This is a genomic window from Amycolatopsis sp. Hca4, assembly GCF_013364075.1.
Lineage (GTDB): Bacteria > Actinomycetota > Actinomycetes > Mycobacteriales > Pseudonocardiaceae > Amycolatopsis.
On sequence record NZ_CP054925.1, the window covers coordinates 9,940,294 to 9,951,934 of the forward strand.

Consider the following 11,641-nt stretch of genomic DNA (forward strand, 5'->3'; position numbering starts at 1 on the left):
CACGGCGGTGGCAGGGCCGGTGACTGTTCGTGATGGTGGGCGGGCTGTGGGCACGGCCAGGTGGCAGTGCCGGGCACCGACGTTGCATACTGCTGGAATGGCGCGCAGGTACCCGGAGACCGCACGGTGAGTCCCCGCGAAGGGCAATCGCGCCCGAAATTCGGCCGCATCGACCCGTTCTGCCTGATGGCGGTGCTGCCGGTGCTGCTCGTCGCCGGGATCCTCGGCGCGCTCGTCCACATCGGACTCGGCATCGGCTTCGCGGTGTTCGCGGGCCTGATCCTGCTGTTCGACTCCTGGGTCAACCGGCCGCGCCCGCTCCCGCAGGACGACCGCCCGGCCCGCCCGGCCGCCCCACCCCGCGGCCCGGCCCGCGCCCCCGGCCGGGCACCGACGGCTCGCGCACCCCGCCCGCAGGACGGCCGTGGCCCGGCACGGGCCCCGGCCCGCGCCCCGGTGCGGCGGGGTGGTCCGCCCCCTGCGGGGCGATGACCTGACCGCCGGGTTCCCGCGCCCCGGCGACAAGAGCTCTCGTGCCACCGGCGCCCGGATCGCCGGGGCGATCCGCCGTGAGGTGAGCAACCCTTCCGCAAGTGGCGTCGGCGGCCGCCCACCCCGGCCGGGCGCCGGCGGCGCGCGCCGTTCCCCCCCGGCGCCCGGGAGCATCGCGCGTGCGTCCCCCTAGCCGCCGACGTGGATGGCCGGGCGGCGGGCCGGGTCCTTCTCCACGCTGCGGATGATCTCCCGGACCACCGGTGCCGTGTCGCCGCGGCCGAGGAGCAGGTAGCGGAACAGGTGTCCGAGCGGGTTGCCCTCCGACCACTCGAAGTAGCAGCGGGGGCGGACGCCCGTGACGTCGCGCAGGGTCAGCAGGATCGCCGCGATCGCGTTGGGGGCCGCGGGGCTGTCCGCGCGGAGGATCCGGTAGCCGTCGATCTCCACGCCGCGCACCCGGAGCACGTTGCTGAACTCCGACGGGTCCACGACGTCGATCTCCAGGAACAGGATGTCGGCGGCGCCGGGCACCGGGTTCATCCCGCGCTGTTCGGCCTCCTTCGCCGAGTACTCGGCGTAATCGCCGCCCTGGCGCTTGTTGGCGACGATGTTCAGCGCGCCGTCGTGGGCCAGGGAATCGGCGATGAAGCGGCGGGCCTCGTCGTCGAACTCGATGCGGTCGGCGCGCAGTTCCGTTGTCCGCGACACCCGGGACACCAGCGAGACGACGATGATCCCGAGGATGAACAGGGCCGAAATCGCGATGCCGTCGGGCTTTTCGATGACGTTTTCGACGAGCGCGTAGAGCAGGACGAGCGTCAGGACGATGAAGCCCGCTGCCGCCCCTCGCTGCCGGTGCCGGACCGCCGAGATGCTCACCGCCACCGCGCCGGAGACCATCATCGCCAGGATGCCGGTCGCGTAGGCGCCGGCCTGGGCGTTGACGTCGGCGCCGAACGCGACGGTGATGAGGATGCTGATCGCCGTGTAGACGATGACCACCGGCCGGACCGCGCGGCCCCACTCCGGCGCCATGCCGTAGGAGGGCAGGTACCGCGGCACGATGTTGATCAGCCCGGCCATCGCCGAGGCGCCGGCGAACCAGAGGATCAGCACGCTGCTGACGTCGTAGACGGTCCCGAAGAGCTCACCGAGTTCGCGGTGGGCGAGGTAGGCCATCGCGCGGCCGTTGGCCTCGCCGCCCTCCTTGAACGCGTCGGCCGGGATCAGCACGGTCGTGACGAAGCTCGTCGCGATCAGGAACACCGACATGATGAGCGCGGCGGCGGTCAGCAGCTTCCGCGTGTTGCGGATCCGCGATTCCAGCTTCTCTTCGGCGGTCTTCCCGTCGGCGGCGACCAGCGGCATCATGCTGACGCCGGTTTCGAAGCCGGACAGGCCCAGCACCAGCATCGGGAAGGCGATGACGGCGGGCCCGATGATGCCGGAGAACCCGCCGCCGCCGGCGGTGAGCGCGTCGGTCCAGTGGGAGAGGGCGGCGGAATCGCCGAGCAGGTCGATCACGCCCGCGACCGTCACCACGGCGTTGAGCAGCAGGAACACCGCGACGAGCGGGATGGCGACGCCGACGGCCTCGCTGAACCCGAGCAGGAACACCCCGCCGAGGATCAGCAGCAGCACGACGGTGATCAGGACCGCGTGGCCGTGCAGGAAGCCCGGCAGGTACGGGTTTTCCAGCATGTGCACGGTGGCGTCGGCGGAGGACAGCGTGATCGTGATGATCCACGAGGTGGCGACGAACCCGAGCAGGGTGAGGACGAAGAGCTTGCCGCGCCAGAACGGCAGCAGGTTCTCCAGCATCGCGACCGAGCCCTGGCCGTGCGGGCTTTCCCGGGCCACCCGCCGGTACATGGGGAGCATCCCGAGCAGCGTCAGCGCGACGATCAGCAGGGTCGCCAGCGGCGAGAGCGCCCCGGCGGCGAGCGCGGCGATGCCGGGCAGGTAGGAGAGGGTGGAGAAGTAGTCGACGCCGGTCAGGCACATGACCTTCCACCAGGCCTGCGGCGTGCCGTGGTCCTCACCGCCGGCCCGCCCGACGGGCGCGACCCGGTGTTCCAGCAGCCACCGAGCGACCCGCGAGGAGGGCACGTGCGGTGGCGCCGGGCTGTCCACGCTCGCCGGTACGGTCAAATCGGGTGAAGCACCCATTTTCGCCCTCTCGTCCCCTCGGCCCCGTCAAGCAGTGGTGACAGCATGCCCGACCCCACGGCGACGGCACGCAGGAGGTTCCGGTCCTCTTCGGACGAAACACCACCCCCCGCCCCGCAACCCGCCCCGACCCTCCAGGTACGCCAACCGACCCTCCAGGCACGCCAGCCGACTGTTCGGGTAAGCCAACCGACGGTCAGGTACACCAGCCGAGCCTCGAGGAACGCCAGCCGACCGGCGGAGTACGCGCGCGGGCTGACCGGGTGCCCGGTCGGCCCGCCGGGGCGAGCCGGCCGACCGGTCCAAGCGCGCGAACCTCCTTCCACCGGCGCGCACGCCGGCGGGCCGGTTCGCACCCGCAAGGTCGGTTCGCGCACCCAGGCGGTCGGGGCGCGTGCCTGGATGGTCGGCCTGCGTATCCAGAGGGTCGGTTGGCGTACCTGGAGGGTCGGATCGGGCTTACCGCGTGATCGGGCGGGCTTCTTGCGTGATTGAGCGGGCTTCTCGCGTGATTGGGCGGGGATCTCGTGTGATTGGAGGCGTATTTCGCGTGATTGGGGGCGTAACCGGGGTGGATGTGGGTGGGGGTGTCGTTTCGGGGTGGGGCGGGGCGGGTAGCCGAAGCACCATGCCTGGTCGTGAAGACTTGCCCAGCACCCTGTTGCGGTCCCCGCGCAAGGCCCAGGACACCTGGGTCGCCGCGCACGACTCCGCGCTGAAGACCTACGGGCCCGGCCGGCGGGCGCAGCAGACCGCCTTCTCGGCCCTGAAGCACACCTTCGAGAAGGTCGGCGACCACTGGGAGCCCAAGCCGGAACGCGGTCCGTCGGACGAGCAGGCCGCCCGGGGTGCCGGGCAGCCCGTCAAGCCGACCCACGGCGGCGTCAACGCCACCGCGAGCCGGCAGCACCTCTACGAGCGCGCCAAGCAGCTCGGCATCCCCGGCCGGTCGCGGATGTCCAAAGAGGACCTCGTCGCCGCGCTGGAGAAGGAGAACCGGCGCCGGACCGATCGGGCCCGCCGCTCCGGGTGAGCGGTCAGAACTCGTCGCCGTCGGTGAGTTCGTGCTCGAACGCGTCCGCGCGGGCGACGACCGCCTTGAGGGGCCGCTCGAACTCCTCCTGGATGCTGAGGTCCTCCAGCGGCACGGTGTGCTTGAGCAGCGCGACGCCGTCCACCACCGCGGCGCCGCCGACGGCCGAGGCACCGGCCAGCTCGAGCAGCCGGCGGAGGTCGATCTTGTCGGCCCAGCCGACCGGGGAGGAGAGCTCGATCCACGAGCCGCCGTCGAGTTCGGCGAGGTGGTGCACCGTCACCTGCTGGGTCCGGCCGCCCGGGCCCTCCAGCCGGAACCGCAGCCAGCCCTCCGACTCCTCGAGGACCTCGAACCGCGTCCGGACAAAGTTGATCACGTCGATCCAGGTGGTCACCCGCTGCGCCTCCCGCCTTCGGCCTGCCTGCGCGGTCGAGCATCTCATGCCCGCGGTGAAGCCGGTCCGCTGGTCGCCGGGGTGGTCCCGTGACACGATGGTCCGGTGACGAACCGGCCACCAGCGCGGCGGCTTTCGCCGGTCGTCGTCGGTGGTGAGCTCCGGTGACGACCGGCTCCCCGGTCGCTTCGGCGGGCGGCCCGGACGCCCTGACCCAGGTGCTCGGCCGGACGAGCCACGTGACGGAGATCCTGGCCGGCCGCACGGCTTTGCGGGTGTTCTGCCGGCCACGCTCGCCGTCACCTGTCACGTCGCCGCCACGACCGGTGGGGGTTTAACCCACTCGGTGGGGGCTACTCGGGGTAGCGAGCGGCCTCCACTACCGTGAGGTGAGATGTGAGGAGGTGGGCGCGGTGCCGCCCTTCCGGCGAGACCTCGTGGTCGTCGGTGCCTCGGCCGGCGGGGTCGAAGCGCTGCGGGCGACGGTGTCCGCCCTCCCGCCGGACTTCCCCGCGACGGTGCTGGTCGTCGTCCACCTCGCCGCCGACACGGAGAGCGCGCTGGCCCGGATCCTCGACCGGGCGGGCCCGTTGCCGGCCCGGACCGCACGGCACGGCGCGCCGATCGAGCCGGGCACCGTGTACGTCGCCCCGCCCGACCGTCACCTGCTCACCGAAGACGGCACCCTCGTGCTGACCCCGGGCCCGACCGAGAACGGGCACCGGCCCGCGATCAACGCGACCTTCCGCTCGGCCGCGCTGACCGGCGGTCCCCGGGTCATCGGCGTCGTGCTCTCGGGCGTGCTGGACGACGGCGCGGCCGGGCTGCGCGCGATCGTGGACCGGGGCGGCCTCGCCGTCGTCCAGGACCCCGCCGACGCGCTGTACAGCGGCATGCCGGAAAACGCGCTGGCCGTGGTGGACACCGGCCACGTGGTCCGGGCGGGCGAGCTCGGCGCGCTGCTCGACAAGCTGGTCCGGATGCCGGTGGAACCGGTGGCCCTGCGGCCGCCGCCCGGCGCACTCGTGCTCGAGGACCGGATCGCCCGCCACTCCGTGCGGGCCGGGGCACTGCCGCCGGAGGCGCAGGACGGCGGCCCGGGGTACACCTGCCCCGACTGCCAGGGCTCACTGAGCGAAGTCGGCCCGGGCCGGTACCGGTGCCGGATCGGGCACGCCTGGTCCGCGCAGGCGCTGCTGGCGGCCCACGACGGGGAATTCCGGTTCGCGCTCCAGAAGGCGCTGCGCGCGCTCGACGAGAAGGCGGGGCTGGCCCGGAAGCTGGCCGCGCAGATCGCCGGCAGGCGGCCGGGCGGGCTGTCGGAACGCTACGCCGCATCGGCCCGGGAAGCCGCCCAAGCCGCCGAGACGCTGCGCCGGTTCCTGCTCGACGCGGCGAACCCGGCCGGAGACGACGAACCGCCGCGACCGGACACGTCCGGCCGGCGCACGGAGGAGGCGGGGTCGCAATGAGCGCCGGGCCGGTCGAGCTGGCCGTCGGTCGCCACGAAGAGGCGACCGTCGTGTGGGTGACCGGCGAGCTGAACCTCGCTTCCTACCCGATCCTGCGCGACGGCCTGCTCAAGATCGCCACCGACACCCCGGAGGGACTGGTGGCCGACATCCGCGGCCTGGCCATCGCCGAGTCGTCCCTGGTCAGCGTCTTCTCCCTGATCGCCATGCGGATCGGTGACTGGCCGGGCATCCCGTTCACCGTCGTCGCCGGCAGCGCCGGGCAGCGGGCGCTGCTCAGCCGCCACGTCGTCGACCGGTACGCCCCGGTCCGCGCCGACCTCACGGCCGCGACGGCGGCGCTGGACCACCCCGTGCGCCGCCGGAGCGAACGCGTCTTCGCCCGCAGCGAGGCCGCTTCGGCGCAGGTCCGGGCGTTCGTCACGGACAAGCTCGGCGAGTGGGCGGTCCCCGAGCTCGCCGACGACGCCCGGCTGATCGCCACTGAGCTGGTCGAGAACGTGCTGCGGCACACCACGTCCGAGCCGAAGCTGCGGCTCGACCTGCGGCGCGGGGTGTGCACGGTGGCCGTGGCCGACCAGGACACGCGGCCGGCCATGCTGCTCGAACGGCTGTCCCCGTTCGACCCGGGGATAGGCCTGAAACTGGTCGCCCAGATCGCCCGGACGTGGGGTTGCAGCCGGTCTTGGGCCGGCGGGAAGGTCGTCTGGGCGGTCCTGGTTCCCGGTGCCCGCACCGCCGGTGACCGTCCGGCCGGGTAGGTTGTCGGACCGTGACCGAGCCCAAGGAAGCCAACGGCGGGTTCGAGTCCGTGCTCGCCTACCTCAAGGAGTCGCGGGGCTTCGACTTCACCGGGTACAAGCGCAGCAGCCTCATGCGCCGGGTCCGCCGCCGGATGAGCCAGGTCGGCACCGAGAGCTACACGGACTACATCGACCAGCTCCAGGTCAACGCCGACGAGTTCGTCGCGTTGTTCAACACCATCCTGATCAACGTGACCGGCTTCTTCCGGGACCCGGACGCCTGGGAACACCTGCGCGAGCACGTGCTGCCCGCGCTGCTGGCCGAGCGCAACCCCGACGAGCCGATCCGGGTGTGGAGCGCCGGGTGCGCGGCCGGGCAGGAGGCCTACAGCCTGGCGATGCTCTTCGCCGACGTGCTCGGCGTCGAAGCGTTCCGGCAGCGGGTCAAGATCTACGCCACCGACGTCGACGACGAGGCGCTGGCGCAGGCCCGGTCCGCGGCCTACACCCCGGGCGGAGGTCGAGGGGCTCACCGAGGCGCAGCTCGGGCAGTTCTTCGAGCTGCAGGGCAGCCGCTACTGCTTCCGCAAGGACCTGCGCCGCTCGGTGATCTTCGGGCGCAACGACCTGGTGCAGGACGCGCCGATCTCCCGGATCGACCTGCTGGTCTGCCGCAACACGCTGATGTACTTCAACGCCGAAACCCAGACCAAGATCCTCGAGCGGTTCCACTTCGCGCTGGCGCCGCGCGGGGTGCTGTTCCTCGGCAAGGCCGAGATGTTGTTGTCGCACACCCGGATCTTCGAGCCGCTGGACCTCAAGCGGCGGGTCTTCCGCAAGGCGGTCAACGCGCCCGTGAGCTTCAACCACTTCGTTTCGCACGGCTTCCCGCAGCGGCGCACCCAGGACATCTCGGGCCTGGAGGAGCTGCGCGAGCACGCTTTCTCGGCCAGCCCGGTGGCGCAGATCGTCTTCACCGAGGGGGAGACGACGGCGCTGATCAACGCCCAGGCGGAAGTCGCGTTCGGACTGTCCGAACGCGACGTCGGGCGGCCGCTGCGCGACCTCGACGTCTCCTACCGCCCGGTGGCCCTGCGCGCCTACGTCGAGCAGGCCCGGATGGAGCGCCGGTCGCTGCGGATCAAGGACGTCGAGTGGCGCCGGGGCGGGGAGACGGTGTGGTTCGAGGTCCACGTCAATCCGCTGGTGAACAAGAGCAAGGCGCTGCTCGGCGTCTCGGTGGTGTTCCACGACGTCAGCTGGGCGCGGCAGCTGCTCACCGAGCTGGAGCACACGAACCGGCAGCTGGAGTCGGCCTACGAGGAGCTCCAGTCGACCAACGAGGAGCTCGAGACCACCAACGAGGAACTCCAGTCCACCGTGGAGGAGCTGGAGACGACGAACGAGGAACTCCAGTCCACCAACGAGGTACTGGAGACGATGAACGAGGAGCTGCAGTCGACCAACGACGAGCTCCAGACGATCAACGACGCGCTGCGTGAGCGCAGCCTCGACCTCGACGAGGTGAACGAGTTCCTCGAGTCCGTGCTCACCTCGATCCGCGCGGGCATCGTGGTGATCGACGCCGAGATGCGGATCAAGGCGTGGAACCGCGGCGCCGAGGACCTCTGGGGCGTGCGGCGGGAGGAGGCCGAGGGCATCCACCTGCTGAACCTGGACATCGGCCTGCCGGTCGCCGAGATCCGCCCGGTGGTCCGGGAAGCGTTGTCGGACCCGGCCTACTACGGCGAGCTGACGCTGGACGCGATCAACCGCCGCGGCCGCGCGGCGGTCGTGCGGCTGCTGTGCAGCCCGCTGCGCGGTTCGGGCGGGGAGAGTCACGGTGCGCTGCTGATGATGGAGGAGACGAAGGCCGAACAGCCGGAGTGAGCCGCACGGCGGCGGTGAGTCGGCTCCGCTGTTCGTCGCCGCGGTCGCGCAGCTCGCGGCGGCCGGGAAGTGGCGGCCGGGAAGGCCCGCATCGTGCGGTCGATGCCGCACGGTGGCCGTCGGGTGGGTGAGGGGCTCGCCCCTCACCCACCCGACAGTTCACTTGGTCAGCGCGGCGATCCGGCCGAGGACCTCTTCCTGGCCCAGCGCCTGCGTGATCGCGTGCAGGTCAGGGCTGCGGGTCGAGCCGGTGAGGGCGATCCGGATGATCTGCGAGGCCTCGCGGATGGAGCCGGGGAAGCCCTCCGGGTTCTTCTTGAACTCCTTGGCGTTGCGGGCGAACCCGTGCTTGGCCGCGACCGCGCGGATCTGGTCGAACCACTCCTGGCCGTCGTCGAGCTGGCGGTAGTCCGCCGCGAAGTCGCGGGCCACCGCCCGGACCACCTCCGGGTCCACGCCGAGGGCCGCGATGCGCTCGTCGTCCGGCCCGGTCACCGCCGCGTGCAGCTGGGGGAAGAAGAACCCGTAGACCGCGCGGAACTCGCTCCACTTCTTCAGGTCCTTGCGCGGGTTCTCGGCCCCTTCGCGCTCGACCGCCAGCGCGCGCAGGGCCAGGTCGGGCTCTTCGTCGAGGACCCGGCGCAGTTCCGAGTCGAACCGCTCGGCCCAGGTGCGGACGGCCTCGAGGATCGCCGCGCCGGAGAGGGTGGCGATGTGGTCGGCCGCGATGTCGTCGAGCTTGACCAGGTCCACCAGCGGACCGGCGACGCCGCACTCGTCGAGGTTGATCGGCGCGGCCAGCGCCTCCTCCAGCGGCAGCTCCGCGAGCCGGCCGTTGACGAGGCCGCGCAGGTAGTAGAGGACCGCTTCGGTGGGGTAGCCGGCCTCGATGAAGAAGTCGACCGATGCTTCCGGGTCCTTGCGCTTGGACAGCTTGCGCTTGCTGCCGCCCTCCTGCTTCATCAGCGGCGCGATGTGCGCGTAGGTGACCGGCTCGAAGCCGAGCGCGTCGAACAGCTGCCGGTGCACCGGGACCGACGAGATCCACTCGTCGCCGCGGATCACCAGGTTCACCCGCATGAGGTGGTCGTCGACGGCGTGCGCGAAGTGGTAGGTCGGCAGCCGGGGACTCTGGTCGGAGCTCTTGAGGATGACGACGTCGTTGCGGTTGGCCTCGGCTTCCAGCGGCCCGCGGATGGCGTCGGTGAAGCGGGTGCGCGCGCCGGTGTCGTCCGGGGCGCGGAACCGCACGACGTACGGGGCGCCGGCGTCGAGCTTGGCCTGGACGTCGGCGGGGTCGGCGTCGCGCCAGATCGCCCAGCTGCCGTAGTAGCCGGTGGGCAGCTTGGTGGCCTGCTGCCGCTGGGTGATGGCGGCCAGCTCCTCCTTGGTGGCGAAGTCCAGGTAGGCCTTGCCCTGGCGCAGCAGCTCACGCACGTAGGTGAGGTAGATCCGCTCGCGGGCCGACTGCTGGTAGGGGCCGTAGTCACCACCGCGGTGGATGTCCTCGTCGGCGGTCAGGTGGAAGTAGGCGAAGCCGCGCTCGAACTGCTCGAGGACGCCCTCGACCTCGCGGGACTGGTCGGTGTCCTCGATGCGCACGAGGTAGCGGCCGCCGGAGCGCCGGGCGACGTCCTGGTCGATCAGGCCGACGTAGACGCCGCCCAGGTGGAGGGACCCGGTCGGGGACGGGCCGAGGCGCGTGACCAGCGCGCCCTCGGGCAGCTGCCGGGCGGGGTACTGCTCCTCCCAGTGCCCGGGGTCGGGCAGGTCGGCAGGGAAGAGGGCGTCGATGACCGCTCGGTCCAGCATGGGTTGTTCTCCCCGCGTCGTGGTGCACTTGCGTCGGCGAAAGTGGTCGTTTTCGCCGACGAAGAGCCTAGCCGTGGGCCCTGCCGGCCCGCCCGGGCAGGTGGTGCTCGACCGGCCGCGGTGCTAACTTGCCGGGAATGCGTCGTCGATTCCCTTTCGCCAGAACGCTTTCCGCCCTCGCCGCCGCCCTGGTGGTCCCGCTGATCGGGACGGCGCCGGCCACCGCGTCGCCGGGCCGGGAGTGCGCGACCCCCTCGATCGACCGGCTGCAGCAGTGGCTGGCCAGCGGCGAAGGCACCACGGTCCCGGCCACCGGGAGCCTGCTGGTGCCCTCGGGGCACCGGTACACGGCGAGGGTGACGTTCCTGAACGCCGAGTGGCACGTGGCCGTGGTCTGGCTCGGCAACCGGTTCGAGGCGCAGGCCGACCTGTCCCGGTCGGCGGGCTTCCTGCTGACCTACCGGGCGACCGAAGACCTGTACGTCCAGCTGCGGCCGGCGTCGCACTGGAGCGGCGGGGACAAGTGGCTGACGCTCGTGCCCTCGACGGGCGGGCGGGCGGTGACGCGGTTCTTCTCCTTCTCGCCCCGGAACTGGACGTCGCTGCCGGAACTGGGCACGCCGTCGTACTCGTTCGCTTCGGCGCTGCGCGAGGCGCGGGGGCTGGTGTTCGTCGGCAAGACGCCGAACGAGCTGGAGTTCCGCGGCCTGCGCATCGACGGCTACCGGCCGCCGTGTCTCTGACCGTCGGCTTCGAAGCCGAGCTCTGGGAATGGGACGCCCGGCGCACCGAGACCTGGACCTTCGTCAGCCTGCCGCCCGAGGCGTCGGACGACATCCGCGAGCACACCGCCGGGCCCCGGCGCGGCTTCGGGGCCGTGCGGGTCCGGGTGACCCTCGGGGCCACCAGCTGGCGGACTTCGATCTTCCCGGACAGCTCGCGCGGCGCGTACGTGCTGCCCGTCAAGCGGGCCGTCCGCGAGGCCGAGGGGATCGAGGTGGGGGACACCTGCACCGTCCGGGTGGAGGTCGACGGCCCCTGACCGCGTGATCCGGCGAAACGCGATCGGCGAAGGAGCCGATCTGTCATGATGCGGACACAGGCCCCGAACCGCGCAAAGGGAGACCCGATGTCCGCCCAGATGGACGAGCTGATCGCCCAGTTCCAGAACTTCCAGAGCAAGGTGCGGCAGGCCGAGGCCCGCTTCGCCGGCGTCGGCGACATGCAGGAGCGGATCGCCCGGCTGGAGACCACCGTCACCTCGCCCGACGGGACCGTCACGGTCACCGCGGGCGCCGGCGGCACCATCACCGGCCTGCGGCTCACCGCCGGGGCCACCCGCGTCGAGGCCGGCCAGCTGGCCGCCACGATCATGGACACCATCCGCCGGGCGGCGGCCGGGGCCGCGCAGCAGCAGGCCGGGATCGTGGACGAGACCTTCGGCGACGCGTTCGGCGTCGACGTCTCGGCGCAGGTGCGCGAAGCCCAGGCGGAAGCGTTCGGAACCGCGGCGGCCGAACCCGCGTCGGAACCACAACCGCGGCAGCCGTCGCGGCCCGCCCGCCGGCCGGCTGCCGGGGACGACGACGACTTCGAACAAGGCCCCATCCTCCGCCGATCCTAGGGAAAC

The 11,641-nt window shown here is 72.0% G+C and carries 10 protein-coding genes and 1 pseudogene; 8 read left to right on the plus strand and 3 right to left on the minus strand.

Annotation, left to right across the window (positions count from 1 at the left end; translation table 11 throughout):
• Positions 1-126: 126 nt before the first annotated feature.
• Positions 127-492 (plus strand): hypothetical protein, encoded by a 366-nt coding sequence (locus HUT10_RS44975; RefSeq protein ID WP_176176793.1) that lies wholly within the window; start codon positions 127-129, stop codon positions 490-492.
• Between the two features lie 189 nt (positions 493-681).
• Here the strand turns inward: HUT10_RS44975 and HUT10_RS44980 are convergent, their stop codons facing one another.
• Positions 682-2,664, minus strand: a complete 1,983-nt coding sequence (locus tag HUT10_RS44980; RefSeq protein WP_176176794.1) for an APC family permease — start codon at positions 2,662-2,664, stop codon at positions 682-684.
• 628 nt (positions 2,665-3,292) lie between these two features.
• Here HUT10_RS44980 and HUT10_RS44985 point away from each other — a divergent pair.
• Positions 3,293-3,697, plus strand: coding sequence for a ChaB family protein (locus HUT10_RS44985; protein ID WP_176176795.1), 405 nt, complete (start codon positions 3,293-3,295; stop codon positions 3,695-3,697).
• A gap of 4 nt (positions 3,698-3,701) precedes the next feature.
• Here the strand turns inward: HUT10_RS44985 and HUT10_RS44990 are convergent, their stop codons facing one another.
• The gene (locus HUT10_RS44990) at positions 3,702-4,094 is read right to left on the minus strand and encodes a hypothetical protein (protein ID WP_176176796.1); all 393 of its coding nucleotides are present in this window, start codon (positions 4,092-4,094) and stop codon (positions 3,702-3,704) included.
• Positions 4,095-4,498: 404 nt separating this feature from the next.
• Between HUT10_RS44990 and HUT10_RS44995 the strand changes: the two genes are divergently transcribed.
• From HUT10_RS44995 to HUT10_RS45005, 3 genes and pseudogenes are all read left to right on the plus strand, one after another.
• Positions 4,499-5,566, plus strand: a complete 1,068-nt coding sequence (locus HUT10_RS44995; RefSeq protein WP_176178341.1) for a chemotaxis protein CheB — start codon at positions 4,499-4,501, stop codon at positions 5,564-5,566.
• Positions 5,563-6,327, plus strand: coding sequence for an ATP-binding protein (locus HUT10_RS45000; RefSeq protein ID WP_176176797.1), 765 nt, complete (start codon positions 5,563-5,565; stop codon positions 6,325-6,327). Before HUT10_RS44995 ends, HUT10_RS45000 begins: the two co-directional genes overlap by 4 nt.
• Before the next feature lie 11 nt (positions 6,328-6,338).
• Positions 6,339-8,199 (plus strand): annotated as a pseudogene (locus HUT10_RS45005) (CheR family methyltransferase).
• A gap of 159 nt (positions 8,200-8,358) precedes the next feature.
• Here the strand turns inward: HUT10_RS45005 and HUT10_RS45010 are convergent.
• The gene (locus HUT10_RS45010) at positions 8,359-10,011 is read right to left on the minus strand and encodes a glutamate--tRNA ligase (RefSeq protein WP_176176798.1); all 1,653 of its coding nucleotides are present in this window, start codon (positions 10,009-10,011) and stop codon (positions 8,359-8,361) included.
• A 137-nt stretch (positions 10,012-10,148) separates the two neighbouring features.
• Here HUT10_RS45010 and HUT10_RS45015 point away from each other — a divergent pair, with 137 nt between their 5' ends.
• The 3 genes from HUT10_RS45015 (at position 10,149) to HUT10_RS45025 (ending at position 11,635) form a co-directional block, all read left to right on the plus strand.
• Entirely contained in the window at positions 10,149-10,754 is a 606-nt protein-coding gene (locus tag HUT10_RS45015) for a hypothetical protein (protein WP_176176799.1), read from the plus strand.
• Entirely contained in the window at positions 10,751-11,053 is a 303-nt protein-coding gene (locus tag HUT10_RS45020) for a DUF1905 domain-containing protein (RefSeq protein ID WP_176178342.1), read from the plus strand. The genes HUT10_RS45015 and HUT10_RS45020 overlap by 4 nt, the downstream gene beginning before the upstream one ends.
• Positions 11,054-11,140: 87 nt before the next feature.
• The gene (locus tag HUT10_RS45025; RefSeq protein ID WP_176176800.1) at positions 11,141-11,635 is read left to right on the plus strand and encodes a YbaB/EbfC family nucleoid-associated protein; all 495 of its coding nucleotides are present in this window, start codon (positions 11,141-11,143) and stop codon (positions 11,633-11,635) included.
• Positions 11,636-11,641: the final 6 nt, after the last annotated feature.

Bases quoted from the DNA above. Each gene is read 5' to 3' on its own strand.
- HUT10_RS45025 (WP_176176800.1), top strand. From the start codon at position 11,141: ATGTCCGCCCAGATGGACGAGCTGATCGCCCAGTTCCAGAACTTCCAG.
- HUT10_RS45000 (WP_176176797.1), top strand. From the start codon at position 5,563: ATGAGCGCCGGGCCGGTCGAGCTGGCCGTCGGTCGCCACGAAGAGGCG.
- HUT10_RS45010 (WP_176176798.1), bottom strand. From the start codon at position 10,011: ATGCTGGACCGAGCGGTCATCGACGCCCTCTTCCCTGCCGACCTGCCC.
- HUT10_RS45015 (WP_176176799.1), top strand. From the start codon at position 10,149: ATGCGTCGTCGATTCCCTTTCGCCAGAACGCTTTCCGCCCTCGCCGCC.
- HUT10_RS44980 (WP_176176794.1), bottom strand. From the start codon at position 2,664: ATGGGTGCTTCACCCGATTTGACCGTACCGGCGAGCGTGGACAGCCCG.
- HUT10_RS44985 (WP_176176795.1), top strand. From the start codon at position 3,293: ATGCCTGGTCGTGAAGACTTGCCCAGCACCCTGTTGCGGTCCCCGCGC.